Raw genomic sequence first — 22,498 nt, 5'->3', positions numbered from 1 at the left:
CTGAGTTGTCCGGAGCCGGGTCGTACGCTGCTGGGCGTGGAGACGACGGCGCGGGGCGGGGAGACGGCGCAGACCCTGGACCGGGGGCTGCGACTGCTGCACCTGGTCGCCGACGCGCCGGGCGGGCTGACCGTCACCGAGGCGGCGAACCGGTTGGGCGTCGGCCGGGCGGCGGTGTACCGGCTGGTCGGCGCGCTCGCCGCGCACGGCATGCTGCGCCGCGACGGCGAGGGCCGCCTGCGCCTCGGCGCCGGGGTGCTGCACCTGGCCCGGCGGGCCCAGCCGCTGCTCGCCGAGGGGGCGCTGCCCGCGCTGCGCCGCCTCGCGGAGCAGGCCGGCGCGACCGCCCACCTGACGGTGGTCGAGGGCGGCGAGGGGGTCGCGCTCGTCGTGGTCGAGCCGAGCTGGACGTCGTTCCACGTCGCGTACCGGACGGGGGCGCGGCACCCGCTGGAGCGCGGGGCGGCCGGGCGGGCCATCCTCGCCGGCCGGGCGGGCGCCTCCGGCCCGGTGAGCACCGCCGGGGAACTGCAATCCGGGGCGTACGGCGTGGCCGCCCCGGTGCTCGGCGTGCCGGGCCTGGAGGCGAGCGTCGGGGTGGTGGCGCTGGCCCCGCTGGACGCCGAGGTGGTCGGCGCGCAGGTCCTCACCGCCGCCACCGCCATCGCCACCGCCCTCTCCTGAGCCGTCACTCTGCCCTGAGCCACCGCCCTGTTCGGAGCCCCCGGCCCTTTCCGAGCCACCGCCCGCCCTCGGGCGCGGACGGGTGCCCTACCACATCCGCGCCCCGCCGTGCCGGTTGTCCACAGTCGGCATTCCTCGGGGCGGCCCCGGTTGTCCACAGGGCTGTCGGGCGGGACCGGACGGCGGGCACGCTGCCCACATGCCACCTCCACCGCACCGGCCCGGCGTTCTGGCCTGGCAGGTCTTCCGCGGCTCAGACGCGATCCGACAGGGACTGGTCACCGAGCACCAGCTGCGCAGCTCGGCCTGGCTGCGCCTGCGCCACGACGTCTACGCCGACGCCCGGCTGGACCGGGACCACGCCCTGGCCTGCCGGGCCGCCGCCCTGCGGCTGCCGCCCGAGGCGGTCGTCGCCGGCCCTTCGGCGGCCTACCTGCACGGCGTCGAGCACGCCGCCTCCTTCGCCGACGACGTGCACGTCCTCGTTCCCAGGACGATGCGCCTCGGCCCGCAGCGGGGCCTGCGCGTGCACTCCACGGGCCCGGCCACCTCGCCGTCGTATGCATCCGCCCGGTCCCGAAAGGCGGGCGGCGGTCCGGGCCCGGCGGTCGGCCAGCCCGCTGGAAGCCTGGGCACGGCGTTCGGCCGGCCCTCGGACGGCCTGGGCGTCGCGGTCCGCCAGCCCGCCGTCCACCGGGACGTCCCGGTCCGCCCGGCCGCTGGAAGCCTGAGCACGGCAGCCCGCCCGCCCGACGGCCGCCCGAGCACGGCGATCCGTCAGCCTGAAGGCGGCCCGGCGGTCCGTCAGCCCTCGGGCGGCCGGCGCACCGCGGTCCGCCCGCCCCCGGGCGGCCTGCGGGTGGCGGACCTGCGGACCGCCGGCGTGCCGGTCGCCACGGATCCGACCTCGGCGGCGTGGGAGACGGCGGTCTGGTTGGAACCGCTCCGTGCGGTCGGCATCGTCGACTCGCTGCTCCGGCAGGGGTCGACCAGCCGCGAGGCCCTCGCCGACGTCGCCGACCGCAACGCCGACCGGCCCGGCGGCCGCCGGGCGCGCTGGGTGTTCGGGTTGGCGGATCCGGGCGCCCGGTCGCCGGCCGAGTCCGAGTTGCGGGTGCGGCTGGTGCTGGCCGGGCTGCCGCGCCCCGCCGCCCGGCACCCCGTCCGGGTCGCCTCCGGGCTGGTGCTGCACGCCGACCTGGCGTGGCCGGCGTACCGCGTCGCCGTCGCCCAGGACGGGCAGCACGCCGAGGCCGGCGGCGGGCACCTCGACCGGATCGCCACACTGGTCGGTGCCGGCTGGCTCGTGCTGCCCGTGACCGGCAGGCGACTGCGTCAGGACTTCCCCGGTGTCCTGCGCGAGGTTCGCGCCGCGCTCGGGGCCCGGGGCTGGCGCCAGTGACCGGGGCGCTCCCGCCACCCTCCGGCGGGTCGGCCGCCCACCGCCGGACATGCGAGGGGCCCGGCCGAACGAGTCGGCCGGGCCCCTGCCGTCCTGCCCTACGGGCGGGCGTTGGGCTTGAGCGGGGTCTTCACCGCCGCGTACGCGTCGACGATGCCGTAACCGTAGAAGCCGTTGAAGTTCAGCCCTCCGGCGCAGTAGGCGTCGAACTCGGCGTCCCGGCCCTCGTTGGCGTACGACTGCAGGCGCGGCTCCGGGCAGGCGTGCTCGGCCGCCGTCCGGTAGAGGTGCTGCTCCACCAGCTTCGGCGCCATGCCGAAGCCGCCGTGCCGCTCCTTCTTGCCGTGCTTGCTGACGATCAGCGCGGCGACGCCGGAGGCGTGCGGGGCCGCCATGGAGGTGCCCTGCAGGTAGGTGTAGTACCCGCACTCACCGTTGGCCTTGCACTGCTTGAAGACCGTCTCCTCGAACCCGGCGACGATGTTGCCGTTCGCGTCGACCGAGCCCTCCTCCTGGAGCACCTTCTTCGGGTACGTCGAGAGGATCATGTTGGCGTCGGTGCGGAAGGTGTCCGTGCCGAAGCCGTCACGGAACCAGCCGCCGGGTGCCGCCACGGCGGTCTGCTCGGTGCCGTAGTTCGAGAAGTCCGACTTCTTGCCCGACGGCCCGACCGCCGACACGCTGATCACGTTGGGGCCCTCGGTGGGCAGGTCCCAGCAGCTGTCGTTGTCGATCTCGCGCGGGTAGGGCGCGGTGTCGCCGTAGTCCGGGCTCGACACGTCGGTGCGCGGGGCGCCCAGGTCCTCGTGGTTGTTGCCCAGCGCGCCGACCAGCGTGACGCCCCGGTCGTGGGCGAAGTTCAGCGCCCGCTTCATGGCCTTGATGGTGGCCCGCTGCTCGGCCTGGTCCTCGGGGGAGTCGGCCGGGTTGGCGGTGCAGTTGTAGAGCCAGGGGTCGACGTAGAAGGACATGTTGACCACGTCCAGGCCGACCTTGCCGGCGTGCAGCAGGCTGTTGACCACCGGCTCCAGGAAGAAGTAGCCGGAGTCCTGGCCGCCCTTGAGCTCGACCAGGGAGATGTTCGGGGCGACGCCGGAGAGGCCGAAGCCGTTTGCGGCGGCGCCGATCGTGCCGGCCACGTGGGTGCCGTGCCCGCCGTCGTCGGTGCCGACCGGGTCGAGGCAGCTCGCCACCTCGCACGGGCCGTCGACATCCACCATGTCCGGGGCGAAGTTGCGGGACAGCGCCCAGTTGAAGTTCGGCGCGATGTCGGGGTTGCTGGCGTCGACGCCGGTGTCCAGCACGCCGACGGTGACCCGGCGGTCGCCCGGCTCGACCTTGCGGGCCTGGTCCGCCCGGATCATCTCCAGGCCCCAGAGCTTGTCGTCCAGCGGATCCATCTTCTTGCCACGCTTGGCGCCCGCGCCCTTGGCCGCAGCGGCGGCCAGCAGGTGCTCCTGCTCGACCCGGTCCAGCTTGGGCTTGCGGCCGATGGCCCTCTGCTCGGTGGCGCCGATCAGCGCGGTCGCGGCGGTGGCCTTCGTCGCGAAGTCGGCCCGGTCGCTGGTCACCCGGAACATGCCGACGTCGTCGGAGCGGGAGACCACCGTGCCGCCGGCCGACCGGATGGCGGCGATCGCGGCGTCCGCCGAGACGCCGTCCTCGGCGACGACGGTGAAGGTACGGGCACTGCTCGGCTCGGCGCTGGCCGGCACGCTCATGCCTGTCACCGCAAGTGCCAGCGCCGTCGCGGACGCGACGGCACCGGCGGTGAAGCGCTTGCTCACCACATCGGATCCTCTCGTTGAGGGACGTGGCAGCCATCAGACAACACCGCGGCACTTTCCGCCATAGCAACGTCGGCTGTGGCGTGAATCTGTCTTTCATCCGTGGTGGGCGCCGTCGGACGGCCCGTTCGAGTCACGGCAGGGCGGGCTCGGCGACCTCCGGCCGCGGGTCGTCAGCACGGGGAGCGCGCAGCTCGTCGACGCGCACCAGGGCGACACCGGCGACGATCAGAGCGCCGCCGAGCAGTTGCACCACGGTGGGCAGTTCGCCCAGCACCAGCCAGGCGATCAGCACGGCGAACATCACCTCGGTCAGCCCGACGAACGACGACAGCCGGGCGCCGAGGATCCGGGTGCCGGCGATCCCGGCGAGGTACGCGACCACGGCGGCGACCAGCGACAGCCCGATCACCGGCACCAGCCAACTGGTGCGCTGCCCGGCGAAGGTGACCTCGCCGAGGGACACCCGCAGCGGCAGCGCGCCGACCGCGCCGAGCAGCAGCAGGATGGCGGCTCCGACGGCCATGCCGCCGCTGGCCATGGCCACCGAGGGCAACTCCTCGTCGACCCGCCCCGCGAGCACGAAGTAGCCGGCGAGGCCGACCGCCGCCCCGAGCCCCCAGAGCACGCCCACCGGGTCGAGCCCGCCGGCGCCGGTCAGGTCCAGGACGAAGAACAGGCCGGCGAGGGCCGCCACCGAGCCGACGACGGTCAGCCGGCGGGGACGCTGCCGGTGGACCAGCCACATCCAGCCCACCACCAGGACGATCCCGAGGTACTCCAGCAGCAGCGCGACGCCGACCGGCAGGTAGCGGACCGCGTTGAAGAAGCAGACCTGGGCCGTGGCGACCCCGAGCAGCCCGAACACGCCGATCGCGGCGAGGTTGCGGCGCAGCACACCCCACCTGCCGCGCAGGGACAGCACGGCCGGGACCGCCACGACCAACGCGGCGACGCCGACCCGGGCGGCCACGGCGGCTTCGGCCGACCAGCCGGCGTCGATGAGGGACCGGGCGAACGTGCCGGACGTGGCGAAGGTGACTGCGGAGAGCAGGGCGAGGCCGAGACCGAGCCCGGCGGCGGGTGGTTGACGCATCGATCCACTCCCACTGTCATTGGTAAACTGCCACTATGCTCATGACGCTAGGCGGGCGCCACGACAGGAGTCAAGTTGCTCTTCACCCATGACACGGAATGTTCCCTGACTGCCGTGGCCGCGCTGGTCAACACCGACGGCCGCGCCGGTGAGGGCCTGCCCGACGTCGCCGCCCTGGACGCGTTCTTCGTCGCCCACACCTACAGCGGGCGGCACGAGCACAGCGAGGACGAACTGCGGGCGGTACGCGACCTCCGACCCCGGCTGCGCCGCCTCTGGTACGCCGACACCGAGGGGATCGTCGCCATCGTCAACGGGCTGCTGCGCGAAAACGACGCGCTGCCCCAGCTCATCACGCACGACGACGAGCCGTACCACATCCACGCCGTGCCGCGGGACGCGCCGCTGGCGACCCGGATGGCCGTCGAGGCGGCGATGGCGCTGGCGGATCTCGTACGCACCGGCGAGCTGCGCCGGCTGCGGATCTGCGACCACCCGGACTGCGAGAACGTGCTGGTCGACCTGTCCAAGAACCGGTCCCGACGGTTCTGCGACGCGGGCTGCGGCAACCGCGCCGCCGTCACCGCCTACCGCGCCCGCAAGGCCGCGGACGGGCGCTGAACCGAAAGCGGGGACTCGTCAGCGACATCGACGACATGGTCGCCGCCGCGCTCAAGTGGGAGGGCGGCTACGGCACGGCCCGGGACCGGCTGCCCCGACCTGTGGAACTGATGTCGCAGACGACTCACGCTGGATCGACAACAGGCGCCGAGGGCGAGAGCACACCGGACGGCACCACACGTCGGCGACGCGAGGGCCGTGATGTCGTAGACGATTCAGCTCCAAAGGCTCGCGGCAGCATGCCCCGCTGGGCATCAAGGTCGCCGCCAGCTCGCCTCGGCCCGGCCCCGCCGGCATCGCCTTCCGCAGCGCCGCCGACGTGCCGAACCCCACCGGGCCGGACCAGCCGGCGGCACCGGGCGCGCGGTCAGGGGTGGGTCATCCGGAGCAGGTCGAGTGCCTCGTCGAGCTGGGTCTCGCTCAGCCTGCCCGAGTCGACGTGCCCCCGGGAGACGACCACCTCGCGGATCGATACCTGCTTCGCCAGTGCCTCCTTGGCGATGGAGGCGGCCTCGTCGTACCCGAGGTAGCGGTTGAGCGGGGTGACGATCGACGGCGAGCCCTCCGCGTACGCCAGGCAGACCTCGGCGTCCGCGACCAGGCCGACCACCAGTCGGTCGGCGAAGAGCCGGCTCGACGCGGCGAGCAGGCGGACCGACTCCAGCAGGTTGCGGCCCATCACGGGGAGCATGACGTTCAGCTCGAAGTCGCCCTGGGAGCCGGCGAACCCGACGGCGGCGTCGTTGCCGATGACCTGGGCGCAGACCTGCCGCACCGCCTCGGCGACCACCGGGTTGACCTTGCCCGGCATGATCGACGAGCCGGGCTGGAGGTCGGGGATGCGCAGCTCGCGCAGGCCGGCGCGGGGGCCGGAGCCCATCCAGCGGATGTCGTTGGCGATCTTGTAGAGACCGACGGCGACCGTACGCAGCTGCCCGGAGGTCTCCACCAGCGCGTCCCGGGCGCCCTGCGCCTCGAAGTGGTTGCGCGCCTCGGTCAGCGGCAGCCCGGTCGAGCCACGCAGCTTCTCGATGACCTTCGCGGCGAAGCCGAGCGGGGTGTTGATGCCGGTGCCCACCGCCGTGCCGCCCAGCGGCAGCTCGGCCAGCCGGGGCAGTGCCCCCTCCAACCGCTCGATGCCGTAGCGGACCTGGGCGGCGTACCCGCCGAACTCCTGCCCGAGGGTGACCGGGGTGGCGTCCATCAGGTGCGTACGCCCGGCCTTCACCACGGTCTCGAACTCCGCCGCCTTGCCCTCCAGCGCCTCCGCCAGGTGGGCCAGCGCGGGCAGCAGGTCCCGCGCGACGGCCTCGGTGGCGGCCAGGTGGATCGAGGACGGGAAGACGTCGTTGCTGGACTGCGAGGCGTTCACATCGTCGTTCGGGTGCACGTCCCGGCCCAGCTCCCGGCTGGCCAGCGTGGCGATGACCTCGTTGGTGTTCATGTTCGACGACGTGCCGGAACCGGTCTGGAACACGTCGATCGGGAACTGGTCGTCGTAGCCGCCGTCGGCCACGTGCGCGGCGGCGGCGGCGATGGCCGCGGCCACGTTCGCGTCGATCACGCCCAACTCGCCGTTGACCTCGGCCGCCGCCCCCTTGATCTGGGCCAGCGCCCGGATCTGGGCCGGCTCGATGCCCCGGCCGGAGATCGGGAAGTTCTGCACCGCGCGCTGGGTCTGCGCCCGCCACAGCGCCTCGGCGGGCACCTCCACCTCGCCCATCGAGTCGCGTTCGATCCGGTAACCCGTCGCCTCTGGAGTCGTCACGCGTACCATCCTGCCGCGCCGCGCGCCGACGTGCAGATGATCGCGGCGAGCCGGGTCAGCGCAGCTCGGCCAGCATCCGGGAAACCTCGTGCCGCTCCGGCGCCTCCATCTGCCGGAACAGCGCGAGCGCCCGGGTCCAGTGGGACCGGGCCGCAGCCGGGTCGTCCGCCCGCAGGCAGCGGGCGATCCCGTCCAACGCCCGGGCCTGCTCGTACCGGGCGCTTGAAAGTGGAGCGTGTTCCGCGTGGTCACACACCTAGGATCGTGGGATCGACTCCACTCCCATCGGAGGGCCTTTCACCTTGCACGAAGAACGGGGTTCCACCGGCGTGCCCGCCGTACGCCGCAAGCGCGCTCCGCGCCGGCTCCTGGCCACCGGCCTCGCCGCCCTGCTCACCGCCACCAGCGTCCTGGTCGTGACGGCCGCGCCGGCAACCGCCGGGCCGAGCCGGTTCATCCTGCCGACCAGCGGCAGTTGGACCGACGCCCACCAGCCGTCGACCGCCACTGTGGAGACCGACGGCACCGTGCCGGTCGGCACCTGGAAGTCCGGCGACGACAAACACACCTCGCGGGCCTACTTCACCTACAACCTTGCTCCGTTCCAGGGCAAGCACATCATCCGTGCCCTCGGTGTCACCGAGGAGACGGCGGTCAACGACTGCTCGAAGCCACGCGAGATCGAGCTGTGGCGGACCGACGTACCGACCAGCGCACCGACCTGGGAGACGTCACCGGCCGTTCGAGAGAAGGTCGCTGACATCGCGCCGAGCGCTCCTTGTCAGGGCCAGCTGGAAGTGCTGCTCACCGAGGCGGTACGGCAGGCGGTCGAGGCCGGACAGACCTCGATCACCTTCATGACACGGATCGCCGGCCACCACGAGAGCAAGCTGCCCTACGGCCGCTGGATCAGGGAACTCGGCATCTCCATCGAGGCGAACACGCCGCCGGACGTACCGACCGAGCTGGGAATCAACGGGTACCCGTACGCCTGCGAGTTACAGATCGGCACGACCACGCCGTACCTGGCGGCGAAGGTCACCGACCCGGACGCGGCACCGTCGAACACCGAGCCGGTGACCGCCACCTTTGCCTGGTGGCCGGTGGACGACCCCACCATGCGGACCGAGTGGACATCCCCGGCCAAGGCCGCCGGGTCGATCTTCCGGTACGACGTTCCGGCCGGTCAGATGGCCGACGGGAGGTACGCCTTCGCCGTCCGCGCCACGGACGGGGTCGGCAACGCCTCCGCCTGGTCGGCGGAGTGCCGGTTCACCGTCGACACCACCAGCCCCACCCCGCCGACGGTCAGCTCCACGGACTACCCGGCCGACGACGGCTGGTACGGCGGTCCCGGCATCCCGGGCCAGTTCACCTTCTCGGCCGGCGGCGACACCGACACGGTGAAGTTCCGCTACAGCCTGTCCGGGCAGCCGACGACCGAGGTGGCGGCCGACGCGCCGGGCGGCTCGGCGGCCGTCACCATCGCCCCGGACCGGGACGGACCCAGGACGCTCACCGTCGAGGCGATGGACCTCGCGGGCAACCGCTCCCCCGCCACGAGCTACGTGTTCCGGGTGCGCACCACCAGCCCGACGATCACCGACGCCAACCCGACGGCCGGGTACGGCCAGCCGCGCACCCTGACGTTCGCGCCCCGCATGGAGGACGTCGTCGAGTACACGTACCGGCTCGACGACGGGCCGGAGCAGACCGTGCCGGCGGCCGCCGACGGCACGGCCACGGTCACGATCACGCCGGCGAAGCCGGGCTACACCACCGTGTACGTGCGCAGCCGGACGGCCGGTGACCTGCCGTCCGGCGAGGGCAGCTACCGGTTCCACCTGGCGACCAAGCCCACGGTCAGCTCGGTCGAGTACCCGATCAACAAGTTCCAGGGGGCGGTCGCCGGCACGCCGGGAACGTTCGTCTTCGAGGCCGGCATGCCCGGGGTGACGGAGTTCGTCTACTCCCTCGACGGCCGCCCGGCCGAGACGGTCGCGGCGGGCGCCGACGGGTCGGCGTCGGTGGCTTACACCCCCATGACCGCCGGAATCCGCCGGGTCACCGTCTACACGCGGACCGGCGACGGGACCGTGTCGGAGACCTTCAGCGGCACGTTCTACGTCAGCCGGGCGAGCTGACGTAGGAAGACGACGAGGGGCGCCGGGCCACTGCCCGGCGCCCCTTCGCGTACGCGTGGATCAGCGGCGACCGACGGTCAGCACCGGCTTGGTGACCTCGGCGAAGAAGTCGTTGCCCTTGTCGTCGACCACGATGAAGGCCGGGAAGTCCTCGACCTCGATCTTCCAGACCGCCTCCATGCCCAGCTCCGCGTATTCCAGGACCTCGACGTGCTTGATGCAGTCCTGCGCGAGCCGGGCGGCCGGGCCGCCGATCGAGCCGAGGTAGAAGCCGCCGTGCTGCTGGCAGGAGCGGGTGACCTGGGCGGAACGGTTGCCCTTGGCGAGCATGACCTGCGAGCCGCCCGCGGCCTGGAACTTCTCCACGTACGCGTCCATCCGGCCGGCGGTGGTCGGACCGAACGAGCCGGACGCGTAGCCCTCCGGGGTCTTGGCGGGGCCGGCGTAGTAGACCGCGTGGTCGCGCAGGTACTGCGGCATCGGCTCACCGGCGTCCAGCCGCTCCGCGATCTTGGCGTGCGCGATGTCGCGGGCCACCACGAGCGGGCCGGTCAGCGACAGCCGGGTCTTCACCGGGTACTTCGACAGCTCGGCGCGGATCTCGTCCATCGGCCGGTTGAGGTCGACGCGGACCACCTCGGACGCGTCGAGCGTCTCGTCGGTGACGTCGGGCAGGAAGCGCGCCGGGTCGGTCTCGAGCCGCTCCAGCCACACGCCCGACGGGGTGATCTTGGCGACCGCCTGCCGGTCGGCCGAGCAGGAGACGGCGATCGCCACCGGGCAGGAGGCGCCGTGCCGGGGCAGCCGGACCACCCGCACGTCGTGGCAGAAGTAGCGCCCGCCGAACTGCGCGCCGATGCCGAAGTTGCGGGTCAGCTCCAGCACCTCCGCCTCCAGCTCCAGGTCGCGGAAGCCGTGCGCGGTCATCGAGCCGGAGGTGGGCAGCGCGTCGAGGTACTTGGCGCTGGCGTACTTGGCGGTCTTCAGGGCGTACTCGGCGGAGGTGCCGCCGATGACGATGGCGAGGTGGTAGGGCGGGCAGGCGGCGGTGCCGATCAGCCGCAGCTTCTCCTCCAGGAACTGCATCATCCGCGTGGGGTTCAGCAGCGCCTTGGTCTCCTGGTAGAGGTACGACTTGTTCGCCGAGCCGCCGCCCTTGGCCATGAAGAGGAACTTGTACGCGTCGGGCTGCCCGTCCGGGTCCTCCGCGTAGAGCTCGACCTGGGCCGGCAGGTTGCTGCCGGTGTTGCGCTCCTCCCACATGGTCAGCGGGGCGAGCTGCGAGTAGCGCAGGTTGAGCCGGGTGTAGGCCTGGTAGACGCCGCGCGAGACGGCCTCGGCGTCGCTGCCGTCGGTGAGCACGTGCCGGCCGCGCTTGCCCATCACGATGGCGGTGCCGGTGTCCTGGCACATCGGCAGCACGCCGCCAGCCGCGATGTTGGCGTTGCGCAGCAGGTCGAGCGCGACGAACCGGTCGTTCGGCGAGGCCGCCGGATCGTCGATGATCGCCCGCAGCTGGGCCAGGTGCGCGGGGCGCAGGTAGTGCGCGATGTCGTGCATCGCCTCGGCGGTCAGCGCGGTGAGCGCGGTCGGCTCCACGGTGAGGAACCGGCGACCCCCCGGCCCGTTGACGACGTCGACGCCCTCGTCGGTGACCAGGCGGTATTCCGTCTGGTCCGGGCCGGTCGGCAGCAAGGGAGCGTACGAGAACGCGGCGGCACTGCTCATGAGCGGAAAGCCTAGGGCAGAAGGGTCGATCAGTCCCACCCGCCGGGTGGGTCCTGGGACGTCGCTCTCACCCGGGGCACAGCTCCCGCTTCGGGCCGCAGCTGTCCTCCGGCCCGGGTACGCCCGCCGTGCCGCCGGGACCGGGTACGCCGCCGTCGCGCGGCGGGACGGGGGCGCCCCGCGCGCCGCCGAAGCGGACGTAGCCGATCTCCCGCCCCTCGCCGATGATCATGCCGCTCGGGCCGACCGCGAGGGCGTTCGCGGAGGTGCGCAGGCTCGCCAGTTCCCGCCCGGTACGCGGGTCCAGCGCCATCAGCCGGGACGGCTTCTCGTCGGCGATCACGGCCGCGTACGGGGTGAGCGCCGCGCCGGCCTTCGGCCCGGTCGGGCGGGTCCACCGGACGCGCCCGGCGCCCAGCTCCCGGCCGACCACCGCGCGCTTGTCGGCCGGCCGGACCAGGGCGTACCGGTCGTCGACCGCGAGCAGCTTCTCCCCGGCGGAGGTGACCAGCAGCAGCCGCCCGTCGTAGCCGTCGAGGACCGCCTCGCGGGCGTCCGGGGCCACCCCGATCAGCACGTTGCGCGCGCCGTGCGGGTCCTCCCGCTGCACGCAGCCGGCGTTGTCGGCGGTTCGCAGGTTGATCCCGGCCCGCTGCCACGTCTCCTGGCCGGTCGCCGCGTCCCGCCCCGAGATGGCGAAGTAGCAGGTGCCGTCCTGGGAGCGGGCGGTGATCCGCAACAGCCGGCCGCCGACCACGGACAGCCGTTCGTCGCGGCCGGGCTCGACGTCCTGGAGCACCCGCCCGGTGGCGGTGTCGAGGACGTGCACCCGGCCGTCGATGGGGAAGCCGAGCAGCGGCGGTACGGGCTCCGGGCCGGCCACCTCGTCGTCGATGCGGACGGCGTCGAGCCGGCGGGTGTCGAGCAGCCCCGGGTTGTCGCCGAGCAGCCCGCTGCGCACCCCGGGCACGAAGGCAGTCCAGAGCGGGGCGGTGCCGCGCGCGTCCCAGGCGCTCACCGTGCAGTCGGTGGCCTCGACGCAGCGGGCGTCGAGCAGCATGTTGCGGTACGTCCAGACGGCCACCGCGTCGCCGTTGCGCCGCCGGGTGGCGCCGGTCGTCGGGTCCAGCACCTCGTAGCCCTTGACCAGCAGCTTGCCCACGACGACGACGGAGTCCCGGTCGCCGCCGGCCACCGCGGCCCAGTCGGCCTTGCGCTCCCACAACTGGGCGCCGGTGGCCAGGCTGCGCGCCTCCACGCGGGTACGCTGCTCGACCACGACTGTCTCGCCGGCGATGGTCACGCTGCGCGGGGTGCCGCCGACGCGCTGCTGCCAGACCACGTCCGGCTCGGAGATGGGCTGGCTCCGGTTCACCCAGTCCCACATCCCGGGGAACGGGTTCCACACTCCGGTCGCGGCGAGCGCGACGACGAGGACGAGCGCGAGCAGCAGCCCGCCACGCCACCCCCCGAGGCCGCCCGCCTTCGCCACACGGACACGGTAGCGACGACCGCCGCGCCGCCGCCGTCCCGCGCCGCCGTGTCGCCGCCCTTTCTCGCGCGCCCCGGGTGCAAGGAAGGGCCCCTTCCTATCGCCTTCTGTAGACGAAGGGGCCCTTCATTGCACCCTCACCTGCTCAGCGCTGGGCGGCGGAGCGGACCAGGGGGAGGGTGCGGTAGGTGATCTGCTCGGCCAGGGCGATGATCGTCGAGGCGCGGCGGATGCCCTCGTACGAGACGATCTGGTCGATCACCCGCTGGAGGTCCGTGTTCGAGCGGGCCACGATCCGGCAGAGCAGGTCGCTGGAGCCGGTGATGGTGTGCGCCTCCAGCACCTCCGGGATCGCGGCCAGGTGCGCGGCGACCAGGTCGTGCCCGTCCCGCTGGCTGATCTCCAGGGTGACGAAGCTGGTCACCCCGAACCCGATCGCCGCCGGGGAGATCTCCGGCCCGAAGCCCGAGATGACGCCCCGCTCGACGAGCTTGTCCAGCCGGGCCTGCACGGTGCCCCGGGCGACCCCGAGGCGCCGTGAGCACTCCAGCACCCCGATCCGCGGTTCCTCGGCGAGCAGTTCGATCAACCGCGCGTCGAGGGCGTCGAGCTGTACACCCTGACCAGCACTCATGGCATATCACCCTACTGAATGCGCAACCTGACCAGGCATAGGCGCGACAGTTGCCCAGTGCGGCCCTTCCCCGCGATCCTCGCCACAGCACCACCGCACCACGCACATGACCGACGGCGGCGGCCACGGGGCCGACCGGAACTTGAGGGAGACCGCGATGACCCAGGCGATCGACCGACCCCAGGCGTCCGACGACGTCGACGTCGACGTGCTCGTCGGCGCCGTCGACCACGACATCAGCCGCGACCCGTTCCCGGTCAAGGGCCTCGACCACGTGCACTTCCTGGTGGGCAACGCCAAGCAGGCCGCGCACTACTACTCCACCGCGTTCGGCATGACCTGCGTGGCGTACCGGGGCCCCGAGCAGGGCTACCGGGACCACGCCCAGTACGTGCTGACCAGCGGCTCGGCGCGGTTCGTGCTGACCGGCGCGGTCCGCCCGGACGCCGAGGGCGCCGAGCACGTGACCAGGCACAGCGACGGCGTCTCCGACATCGCACTGGAGGTGCCGGACGTCGACGCCGCGTACGCGCACGCCACCGCGCAGGGCGCCACCGGCCTGACCGAGCCGCACGACGTCAGCGACGAGCACGGCACCGTCCGGATGGCCTCCATCGCCGCGTACGGCGACACCCGGCACACGCTCGTCGACCGCTCCCGCTACACCGGCCCGTTCCTGCCCGGCTTCGTGGCCCGCAAGCCGATCGTGGACCGGCAGCCGATGATCGACGCCGGCCTCCAGCCGAAGCGCTTCTTCCAGGCCGTCGACCACGTGGTCGGCAACGTCGAGCTCGGCCGGATGGACGAGTGGGTCGAGTTCTACAAGCGCGTCATGGGCTTCTCGAACATGGCCGAGTTCATCGGCGACGACATCGCCACCGACTACTCGGCGCTGATGAGCAAGGTCGTCGCGAACGGCACCCGCAAGGTGAAGTTCCCGCTCAACGAGCCGGCGATCGCCCGCAAGAAGTCGCAGATCGACGAGTACCTGGAGTTCTACCAGGGCCCGGGCGCCCAGCACATCGCCGTGGCCACCAACGACATCCTGGCCAGCGTCGACGCCATGCGCGCCGCCGGCGTCGAGTTCCTCGACACCCCGGACTCGTACTACGACGACCCGGAGCTGCGCGCCCGGATCGGCCAGGTGCGGGTGCCGATCGAGGAGCTGAAGGCCCGCAAGATCCTGGTGGACCGGGACGAGGACGGCTACCTGCTCCAGATCTTCACCAAGCCGGTGCAGGACCGCCCGACGGTCTTCTTCGAGCTGATCGAGCGGCACGGCTCGCTCGGCTTCGGCAAGGGCAACTTCAAGGCGCTCTTCGAGGCCATCGAGCGGGAGCAGGAAGCGCGCGGCAACCTGTAACACTGACGAGCGTGACGCAGCCTCCGACGTACCCGACGCCGCCGGCCGGTGGGCCTCCGCCCGCCGCCGGCGGCTTCGCGCCGCCTTCCGGTCCCTCCAGTCAGGGGTACGCGGTGCCACCGCAACACGCCCCGCCGCCCGGTCAGGTCCCGCCCCCGGGCTGGAGGCCGCCGCCCCCGGGCTGGGCTGGGCCGCCCCGTCCGGCCCCGGCGCTCGGGCCGGGCGGCCAGCCGCTCGCCAGCTTCGGAGACCGGCTGCTCGCCGCGCTGATCGACGTCGCGCTGAGCACGGCGGTGGCGATGGTCCTCTTCCTGCCGCCGTTCCTGATCCTGATCTGGAACATGATGGACGACCTGACCCGGACCAACCCGGACGGCACCCTCGCCGATCCCGACCCCGCGTCGTTCCTGACCGACTTCATGTTGCCGATCCTGCTGCTCGAACTGGGCCTGATGGTGGTCATGCTCGGGCTCTACTGGCTCTACCACGTGGAGTACATGAAGCGCACCGGGCAGACGTACGGCAAGCGGGTGATGAAGCTGCGGGTCGTGCCGCTCGACCCGGCCGCCACGCTGGACCGGCGGATCGCCGGCAAGCGGTACGCCGTGCAGTACGTCGCCGCCATGTTCCTGCCCGGCCTCAGCTACCTCGACGGGCTCTGGCAGTTGTGGGACAAGCCCTGGCAGCAGTGCCTTCACGACAAGTTCGCCGGCACCGTCGTCGTTAAGGTGTCTGCGTGAGCGAGCGCAGCGAGGCCAGGCCATGAGTGTCGGACCGGGATGGTACGTCGACCCGGCTGATCCGGAGACCCGACGTTACTGGGACGGCGAGGGCTGGATCGGCGCACCGATCCCCGTCGACGCCACCCCGCCCGAGGGGCCGCCGCCGGCCGAGCCGCCACCCGCACCCGAGCCGACGTCACCCGCGGCCCCGGTGCCCGCGTCGGGCGCCCCCGCCGGCGGGCAACCCCTCCCGGGTCAGCCACACCCCGGGCAGCCACACCCCGGGCAGCCGCAGCCTGGGCAGCCTTACCCCTGGCAGCCGCCGCAGGGGCCGGGCCACCCGCAGGGCCCTCCGCCCGGCTGGCCGCCCGGTGGCGGTCCGCCGCCCGGCTGGCCGCCCGGTGGCTGGCCCGGACGGCCGCCGGAGCCGCGCCCGCACGGGCTCCCGCTGGCCGGGTTCGGCGCCCGGCTGGTCGCCCGGCTGATCGACTTCACGGTCGTCTTCGCGCTGAACGCCGTGGTGAACGGCTGGTTCGTCTGGCGGCTGGTCGAGGAGGTCACGCCGTACTGGCGGGAGGTGTTCCGGCGGGCCATGGCGGGCGACAGCTCCACCGACAACCTGCCGCAGCCCAGCGAGCAGGCCGGCGGCCTCCAGGTCGTCATCCTGCTGATCGCCACCGCCCTCTGGCTCGCGTACGAGGTGCCGACGACGGCCTCGGGCGGGCAGACCTTCGGCAAGCGGCTGGTGGGCGTCAAGGTGCTGCCGGTGAGCGCGGACGAGCCGCTCGGCTTCGGCCGGGCGCTGCGCCGGTGGAACACCCTCGGCCTGCCCACCCTGCTCTGGTACTGCTGCGGCCTGGGCCTGCTGCTCCAACTCGTCGACGCGCTCTCCCCGCTCTTCGACCACCCGCTGCGCCAGGCGCTGCACGACAAGCGGGCGCAGACCGTGGTGGTCCAGCTCCCCCGCGGCAACCGCGGCACCACGGGCGAGCGCGGCACGCCGGACGACCGCACCAGCACGCGCGAGCCCACCACCACGGACGACCGCACCCCCGACGACCGCACCGACCCCTCGGGAGACACCCCATGACCGACCCCGGACGTCACCAGCCGGAGCTGCGGCTGACCCGCCCCGACCTGGACGCGCTGCCCAACTACGTGCCCGGCCGCAGCCCGGCCGACCTGGCCCGCGAGCTCGGCCTCCCCGAGGCGATCAAGCTGGCCAGCAACGAGGTGCCGTACGGGCCGCTGCCCGGCGTGGTGGAGGCCGTCGCCGGTGCCGCCGCCGGGGTGCACCGCTACCCGGACATGGGCGCGCTCGCGCTGCGCGAGGCGCTGTCCGAGCGGTACGGCGTGCACGTCGACCAGATCGCCACCGGCTGCGGGTCGGTGGCGCTGGCCGAGCACCTCGTCCGGGCCACCTGCCTGCCCGGCGACGAGTTCCTCTACGCGTGGCGCTCCTTCGAGGCGTACCCCATCATCGCGGCGACCAGCGGCGCGACCAGCGTGCGGGTGCCCAACGACGCCGCACACGGGCACGACCTGGCGGCGATGGCGGCGGCGGTGACCGACCGGACCCGGCTGATCGTGGTCTGCAACCCGAACAACCCCACCGGGACGTCGGTGCGCCGGGCGGAGCTGGACCGGTTCCTGGACACGGTCGGCGAGGACGTGCTGGTCGTGATCGACGAGGCGTACCGCGAGTTCGTCACCGACCCGGACGTGCCGGACGGCCTCACCTACCTCGACCGGCCGAACGTGGTCGTGCTGCGCACGCTCTCCAAGGCCTGGGGCCTGGCCGGCCTGCGGATCGGCTTCCTGGTCGCCCAGCCGGCGGTGGCGGCGTCGATCCGCAAGGTCGTGACGCCGTTCTCCAGCAACATGGCCGCGCAGGCGGGCGCGCTCGCCGCGCTGGCCCAGGAGGACGAGGTACGGCGGCGGTGCGCCCTCGTGGTGACCGAGCGCGACCGCGTGACGGAGGCGCTGCGCAAGCTCGTCCCGGACGTGCCGGACAGCCAGGCGAACTTCGTCTGGCTGCCGCTGGGCGACCGGGCGGTGGACTTCGGCAAGGCGTGCGAGGCGCGCGGCGTGATCGTCCGGCCGTTCGCGGGCGACGGGGTCCGGGTCACCATCGGCACCCCGGCCGAGAACGACGCCTTCCTGGCGGCAGCGGAGACCGCGCTGGCCTGAGGCGGGTGCCGGTCCGGTCCGCCATCCCCTTGCGGACCGGACCGGACTCTCAGGCGACCGCCACCGGCCCGGAGCCGCACCCGTCAGGCGGCGGGACGGGTGTCGGCATCTTGGTGGACGATGCCGACCGGGCCGGTCGGCGCGGCGTCGGCCGGCGAAGCGGTGACGAGGATGAGGATCGCGCCCAACAGGGCGGCCAAGAAACGCACAAATGAACTCTAAGTAACTTATGTCCGTTTTGTCGAGCAGCCGGGCCGGCGTTTCACGTCGCCGCGAAGACCATCGGCTCCGAGGTCAGGTAGTAACGCTGGTCGTCCGCCGCCGGGTCGACCGGCTTGCGGAGCCGCTCCACGGCCACGAACCCGCCGGCCGCGTACACCGCGCCGGGCACCCAGCCGACCCCGTCCGAGCCCACGTTGAGCGCGAAGAAGGACCGCTGCGCCCCCGTCGCCGGGTCCAGCGTCAGCAGGTCGTTCGTCTCCGTCAGCAGGTGCACCCGGTCGGGCTGGACGGCGAGCAGCCGCGCCTGCGACAGGCCGGGACGGCGCCACAGCTCCGCGCCCGTACGCGCCGAGCGGCCGACCGCCACCCCGTCCACGACCGCCACGGCCGTCCCGCCGACGAGTTCGGCGTCCGGCCGGTCCAGGGCCGGGGCGGCGACCGGTTCCCCGGCGCCGAGCAGCCAGCCCCGGCCCGCGTCGTCGCCCGGCCTCGCCGTCCGCAACCCGGTGCACCCCGTCCGGCCGGTGCCGCAGCCCACCAGGGTCGCCACCAGCTCGTCGCCGGCATCCGGCGGCCGCCAGCGCAGGCCCACCGCCCCGGTCGCAGCGTCGCGGAACTCCACCGTCGCCGGCCCCGCGCAGGAGTCGACGGTGATCAGGTGTCCCGACGCGGTCGTGCCGAGCGCGTCCCGGCACCCGGCGACCGTGTCGCCCGGCGGCAGCGTGACGGTGACGTGCGACCGCCACAGTTCGCGGCCGTCGGCCAGGTCCACGGCACGCGCCCACTCCGCCCCGGCCGCCACCACCACCTGCCGCCCGTCGGGCGCGGGGGCCACGAAGATCCCCTGCGGATCCCAGACCGTCGCCGCGCCGGTGCGCCGGACCGCCCGCTCCCCGACCGGCGCCGGCCCGTCCGCCCGCCAGGCGACCCGGCCCGTCCGCGCGTCCAGCGCCACGAGCCGCCCGTCGGACCAGCGGGTGACCACCGTCGTCCCGCTCGCCACGACCCCGTCGAGCGCCGCCGGCCAGCGGCGGTACGACCAGTACGGGGTCGTCCGGTGCCGGCCGTCGACCGGGCGGTCGGCGTAGACCTGACGGTGGGCCGCATAGACCCGCAGCCGGCCGTCGACGACGAGCGGGGCGACGGGCAGCCGGCCGATCACGCCGGCTGAGGGGGACGCGGCAGCCGGGTACCCGGCCCGCGCGGGCGTGCTGACCTCGGCGGGGGCGAGCACCCGGTAGACCGTCGCCGCAACGGCGACGGTGCCGAGCAGCGCCGCGACCGCCACCGCGATCCGCCGCCGGCCGTTCGGGAACCCCATGCCGCACCTCCGCCCGGCACCCTACCCAGCGGAGCCGGTCAGGGCCCTGTCAGGTCACCGGCGCCCGGGCGCTCCGGCAGCGCCCGCCACGTAAGCACCCCGGCGTGCGCCTCGGGCCGTCCGGCGTGCGCCTCCATGCCGTCCAACGTGTGCCTCGGACCGCCCCGGCGTGCGCCTCAGGCCGTCGGGCGTGCGCCTCTCGGACCGCCCCGGCGTGCGCCTCAGGCCGCCTCAGGCCGCCTCGGTCGCGTTGGTGGCCGCCGCGGCGGCCAGGTCGGCGAGGTCCTGCCGAAGCGCGCGCTCGACCGCCCGGGCCGCCAGCCCGCCGAGCAGCAGCGCGACCACCCGGCTGTACGGGGCGGTCGGCACCGCCTCCTGCTCGACCGTGACCGCGGTGCAGCCCCGGCGACGCCGCTCGACCGGGCGCAGCGCCCAGGTGATCCGGTAGTCCACGCCGGCGCCCCGGGAGCCGAGCACCAACCGTCGGGGCGGCTCGGCCTCGATGACGAGGAACTCCTCGACCAGCGCGGTGCCGTCCGGCTGGGAACGGGTCTCCCGCCACACGGTGCCGGGGCCGAACGGGCCGGGGGTGAGCACCTCCACCGGCCCGGTGAAGCGCCGGGTGCGGGTGGTCAGGTCGGTCAGCAGCCGCCAGAGGTCGACGTCGTGCGCCTCCACGAACTCCGTGACCGCCACCGTCGACATGCCACCTCCCGTGGCCTCGACGGTACGCCGGGTGAGCGCGGATCGGGGCCCCCGGAGCGGATTTTCCACCGCCGGGAGCCCCGATCCGGAGCGGTCGACCCGTCAGCGACCGAACTGGCCGGCCCGGATCGCGCCGACGAAGGCCGCCCACCCCGGCGGGCTGACCGCCAGCGTGGGGCCCGCCTGGTCCTTCGAGTCGCGTACGCCCACCACGCCGAGGGCGTCGACCAGGTTGTCCGCCACCTCCACGCAGAGCCCCTGGTCGTTGGAGCGGCTGCTGGTACGCCAGACCGCGCCCGGGAGATCGTTCATCGTCGTCACCTTCCTGTCGTCGGTACGCCAACCGGCGGCCGGGCCGGAACCGGAAGGGGGCGTCCGGCCCGGCCCCGGCGCGGCATGGCGACGGAATCCGCGACGATCAACGCGCAAGCAACGGTCCCCGGTCGCACCAACTGTGCGACCGGGGACCGTCGATGATCGGAAGGTGGGTCAGCGGGCGGCGAGGACCTTCCCGGTCACCTCGCCCAGGGCGATGGTGGTGCCGTCCGGGCCGGGCGCGGTGGCGGTGATCGTCACCGTGTCGCCGTCCTCCAGGAAGGTGCGGGTCCCGCCGTCGGCGAACTTCACCGGCTCGCTGCCGCCCCAGGTGAGTTCCAGGAACGAGCCGACCTGTCCCCGTTCCGGCCCGGAGACGGTGCCCGAGGCGTAGAGGTCGCCGGTGCGCAGCGAGGCGCCGTTGACCGTGAGGTGGGCCAACTGCTGGGCCGGCGTCCAGTACATGGTCGCGAACGGCGGCTCGCTGACCCGCTCGCCGTTCCACTCCACCGACAGGCGCAGGTCCAGCCCGAGGTGCGGCACGTCGCGCAGGTAGGCGGCGACCGGCGGGTCCTGGTCGGGGGCGGGGACGAAGGCGTCGCCCAGCGCGTCCAGCGGGGTCACCCAGGCCGCGACCGAGGTGGCGAAGGACTTGCCCAGGAACGGGCCGAGAGGCTGGTACTCCCAGGCCTGGATGTCGCGGGCCGACCAGTCGTTGACCAGCACGACACCGAAGACGTGGTCGGCGAAGTCGTCGACGGAGACCCGATCGCCCAGCGGGCTGGGCACGCCGACCACGAAGCCGACCTCGGCCTCGATGTCGAGGCGTACGGACGGGCCGGTGACCGGGCCCTGCGGGGTGGCCCGCTGCCCGCTCGGCCGCACCACCGGCGTGCCGGAGACGACCACCGTGCCGGCCCGACCGTGGTAGCCGATCGGCAGGTGCTTCCAGTTGGGCAGCAGCGGCGGCTGACCGGGGCGGAAGATCTGGCCGACGTTGGACGCGTGGTGGTCGGAGGAGTAGAAGTCGACGTAGTCGGCGACCTCGAACGGCAGCTGCATCCGCACCTCGGCCAGGGGCACCAGCAGCGGCTCCACCGCCGGCCGGTGGGCGGCGTCGGTGAGCAGCTCGGTCACCCGCTGCCGGACGGCCGTCCACTGTGGGCGACCGAGGGCCATGAAGTCGTTGAGGGTGGGCCGACCCAGCGTCCCGGCGGCCAGCACCAGGCCGGCCTCCTCCGCGCCGGCCAGGTCGAGCACGAAGTCACCGATGCGTACGCCGACGCGCGGCGCGCCCTCCGCGTGGCGGAACACCCCGTACGGGAGGTTGGCGACCCCGTACGACGAACCGTCGGCACCCGTCACCCAGGTCATGCTTGAAAGCCCCCGTTCACCAGCCCCAGCCGGATCAGATCGGTCAGTGGTTCCAGGATGCTGCACGAGCCGAAGCCGATCCACAGCGGGCGCGGGCCGTCCAGCCCGGCCTCGGCGTACTGCACCAGCGGGCGCGGGTCGGTCGCGGTGAGCAGCTCGGCGACCGACTCCACGGTGGCGCCCCCGGCGGCCGCCAGCGTCGCCGCCAGCACGTTGACGAAGCCGTGGTGGGTGAAGCCGGTCTCCGGGTCGAGGTGCCGGACCGCCTGGTGTAGCCCGGCGGTCAGCTTGAACGGCAGGTCCCGGTCCCGGCAGGCGCAGATCACGGCGGCCAGCTCCGCCGGGGTGGGGAACAGCTCGGCGGCCAGCCCGCCGGTGCGGAACTTCGCCGCGATCGGCACGCCGTCGGCGCGGGCGGCGGCGAGCGCGTCCAGCGCCCCCATCAGCCCGAACGTGAGCGGCAGCTCGGCGTAGACGGCGTCGAGGGTGGCCGGGCCGGCACCGGCGCGGCGGGCCAGCGTCACCAGCTCGGTCAGGCCGGGCAGCGGGTCCTCGCCGCGTTTGGCGACCGCTGCCTCCACCTGGCGCACGCGGATGCGCGGGTCGGCCGTGGCCCGCACCTCGTCGAGCCGGTCGAGGGGCACGTCGCCGATCACCCCGACCGCGATCCGCTCGTCGGCGCCGAGCAGGCCCGCCACCTCGGGCAGCCTCGTGGCCGGGACCAGGAGCGGGCCGACGAGGCCGGCGTACCAGGAGGTGCGGTGCCGCCGGTGCGCGGCGACGGCGTCGGGCAGCGGCGCGCTGCCGGGCGGGAAGACGGCGGCGTCGTCGACGAGGCCGTCGACGAGCGCGGGCACCTGCGTTGACACGAGACAAGAATGTACGGGACGCTACAAGGAACGGACAACAGCGTCCGATTATCGGACGCTG

21 protein-coding genes are annotated in these 22,498 nt (G+C 73.7%); 8 read left to right on the top strand and 13 right to left on the bottom strand.

Annotation, left to right across the window (positions count from 1 at the left end; translation table 11 throughout):
* Positions 1-36 precede the first annotated feature (36 nt).
* A complete protein-coding gene (locus ABZ573_RS24205) occupies positions 37-684 on the top strand; it encodes a helix-turn-helix domain-containing protein (RefSeq protein ID WP_358121195.1) in 648 nt (215 codons plus the stop codon).
* 199 nt (positions 685-883) lie between these two features.
* Positions 884-2,086: a hypothetical protein gene (locus ABZ573_RS24200; RefSeq protein WP_358121192.1), complete on the top strand. Its 1,203-nt coding sequence runs from the start codon at positions 884-886 to the stop codon at positions 2,084-2,086.
* 98 nt (positions 2,087-2,184) lie between these two features.
* Here ABZ573_RS24200 and ABZ573_RS24195 read toward each other — a convergent pair whose 3' ends face one another.
* Both ABZ573_RS24195 and ABZ573_RS24190 read right to left on the bottom strand, forming a co-directional pair.
* Positions 2,185-3,873 carry a S8 family serine peptidase gene (locus ABZ573_RS24195; RefSeq protein WP_327029808.1) on the bottom strand — a complete coding sequence of 563 codons (1,689 nt, stop codon included), beginning with the start codon at positions 3,871-3,873 and terminating at the stop codon, positions 2,185-2,187.
* 133 nt (positions 3,874-4,006) lie between these two features.
* Positions 4,007-4,969 carry an EamA family transporter gene (locus ABZ573_RS24190; protein ID WP_151455301.1) on the bottom strand — a complete coding sequence of 321 codons (963 nt, stop codon included), beginning with the start codon at positions 4,967-4,969 and terminating at the stop codon, positions 4,007-4,009.
* 75 nt (positions 4,970-5,044) lie between these two features.
* On the opposite strand from ABZ573_RS24190, the gene ABZ573_RS24185 reads away from it, so the two are divergent.
* The gene (locus ABZ573_RS24185; RefSeq protein ID WP_151455300.1) at positions 5,045-5,590 is read left to right on the top strand and encodes a CGNR zinc finger domain-containing protein; all 546 of its coding nucleotides are present in this window, start codon (positions 5,045-5,047) and stop codon (positions 5,588-5,590) included.
* Between the two features lie 367 nt (positions 5,591-5,957).
* Here ABZ573_RS24185 and ABZ573_RS24180 read toward each other — a convergent pair whose 3' ends face one another.
* Both ABZ573_RS24180 and ABZ573_RS24175 read right to left on the bottom strand, forming a co-directional pair.
* The gene (locus tag ABZ573_RS24180) at positions 5,958-7,367 is read right to left on the bottom strand and encodes a class II fumarate hydratase (RefSeq protein ID WP_192581441.1); all 1,410 of its coding nucleotides are present in this window, start codon (positions 7,365-7,367) and stop codon (positions 5,958-5,960) included.
* A 46-nt stretch (positions 7,368-7,413) separates the two neighbouring features.
* Positions 7,414-7,554, bottom strand: coding sequence for a hypothetical protein (locus ABZ573_RS24175; protein WP_327029809.1), 141 nt, complete (start codon positions 7,552-7,554; stop codon positions 7,414-7,416).
* A 106-nt stretch (positions 7,555-7,660) separates the two neighbouring features.
* Here ABZ573_RS24175 and ABZ573_RS24170 point away from each other — a divergent pair, with 106 nt between their 5' ends.
* Entirely contained in the window at positions 7,661-9,502 is a 1,842-nt protein-coding gene (locus ABZ573_RS24170; protein WP_358121187.1) for a hypothetical protein, read from the top strand.
* A 60-nt stretch (positions 9,503-9,562) separates the two neighbouring features.
* Here the strand turns inward: ABZ573_RS24170 and ABZ573_RS24165 are convergent, their stop codons facing one another.
* The 3 genes from ABZ573_RS24165 to ABZ573_RS24155 all read right to left on the bottom strand — a co-directional run bounded on the left by ABZ573_RS24165 (position 9,563) and on the right by ABZ573_RS24155 (position 13,356).
* The gene (locus ABZ573_RS24165; RefSeq protein ID WP_151455297.1) at positions 9,563-11,230 is read right to left on the bottom strand and encodes a fumarate hydratase; all 1,668 of its coding nucleotides are present in this window, start codon (positions 11,228-11,230) and stop codon (positions 9,563-9,565) included.
* 67 nt (positions 11,231-11,297) lie between these two features.
* On the bottom strand, positions 11,298-12,722 hold the full coding sequence (locus tag ABZ573_RS24160; RefSeq protein ID WP_327029811.1) for a PQQ-binding-like beta-propeller repeat protein: 1,425 nt from the start codon (positions 12,720-12,722) through the stop codon (positions 11,298-11,300).
* Positions 12,723-12,867: 145 nt separating this feature from the next.
* On the bottom strand, positions 12,868-13,356 hold the full coding sequence (locus ABZ573_RS24155) for an Lrp/AsnC family transcriptional regulator (RefSeq protein ID WP_151457783.1): 489 nt from the start codon (positions 13,354-13,356) through the stop codon (positions 12,868-12,870).
* Between the two features lie 157 nt (positions 13,357-13,513).
* On the opposite strand from ABZ573_RS24155, the gene hppD reads away from it, so the two are divergent.
* The 4 genes from hppD (at position 13,514) to hisC (ending at position 17,631) form a co-directional block, all read left to right on the top strand.
* Positions 13,514-14,719, top strand: coding sequence for a 4-hydroxyphenylpyruvate dioxygenase (gene hppD / locus ABZ573_RS24150; RefSeq protein ID WP_151457782.1), 1,206 nt, complete (start codon positions 13,514-13,516; stop codon positions 14,717-14,719).
* A 113-nt stretch (positions 14,720-14,832) separates the two neighbouring features.
* A complete protein-coding gene (locus ABZ573_RS24145; RefSeq protein ID WP_327029812.1) occupies positions 14,833-15,459 on the top strand; it encodes an RDD family protein in 627 nt (208 codons plus the stop codon).
* Between the two features lie 22 nt (positions 15,460-15,481).
* A complete protein-coding gene (locus ABZ573_RS24140; protein WP_358121181.1) occupies positions 15,482-16,531 on the top strand; it encodes an RDD family protein in 1,050 nt (349 codons plus the stop codon).
* A complete protein-coding gene (hisC, locus tag ABZ573_RS24135) occupies positions 16,528-17,631 on the top strand; it encodes a histidinol-phosphate transaminase (RefSeq protein ID WP_358121179.1) in 1,104 nt (367 codons plus the stop codon). Before ABZ573_RS24140 ends, hisC begins: the two co-directional genes overlap by 4 nt.
* 83 nt (positions 17,632-17,714) lie before the next feature.
* Here the strand turns inward: hisC and ABZ573_RS24130 are convergent, their stop codons facing one another.
* The 6 genes from ABZ573_RS24130 to ABZ573_RS24105 form a co-directional block, all read right to left on the bottom strand.
* Positions 17,715-17,840: a hypothetical protein gene (locus ABZ573_RS24130; protein ID WP_358121177.1), complete on the bottom strand. Its 126-nt coding sequence runs from the start codon at positions 17,838-17,840 to the stop codon at positions 17,715-17,717.
* Positions 17,841-17,893: 53 nt separating this feature from the next.
* Positions 17,894-19,174, bottom strand: coding sequence for a PQQ-binding-like beta-propeller repeat protein (locus tag ABZ573_RS24125; RefSeq protein WP_358121174.1), 1,281 nt, complete (start codon positions 19,172-19,174; stop codon positions 17,894-17,896).
* Between the two features lie 231 nt (positions 19,175-19,405).
* Positions 19,406-19,879 carry an SRPBCC family protein gene (locus ABZ573_RS24120; protein ID WP_151454121.1) on the bottom strand — a complete coding sequence of 158 codons (474 nt, stop codon included), beginning with the start codon at positions 19,877-19,879 and terminating at the stop codon, positions 19,406-19,408.
* A 102-nt stretch (positions 19,880-19,981) separates the two neighbouring features.
* Entirely contained in the window at positions 19,982-20,191 is a 210-nt protein-coding gene (locus ABZ573_RS24115; RefSeq protein ID WP_132239904.1) for a DUF397 domain-containing protein, read from the bottom strand.
* Between the two features lie 177 nt (positions 20,192-20,368).
* Entirely contained in the window at positions 20,369-21,568 is a 1,200-nt protein-coding gene (gene fahA / locus ABZ573_RS24110; protein ID WP_151454120.1) for a fumarylacetoacetase, read from the bottom strand.
* Positions 21,565-22,437: a hypothetical protein gene (locus ABZ573_RS24105; protein WP_151454119.1), complete on the bottom strand. Its 873-nt coding sequence runs from the start codon at positions 22,435-22,437 to the stop codon at positions 21,565-21,567. Before ABZ573_RS24105 ends, fahA begins: the two co-directional genes overlap by 4 nt.
* Positions 22,438-22,498: the final 61 nt, after the last annotated feature.

It is taken from the genome of Micromonospora sp. NPDC007220, from assembly GCF_040634035.1.
GTDB lineage: Bacteria > Actinomycetota > Actinomycetes > Mycobacteriales > Micromonosporaceae > Micromonospora > Micromonospora reichwaldensis.
The sequence above is the reverse complement of the archived record's forward strand: the minus strand, read 5'-3'. Positions and strand labels throughout refer to the sequence as shown.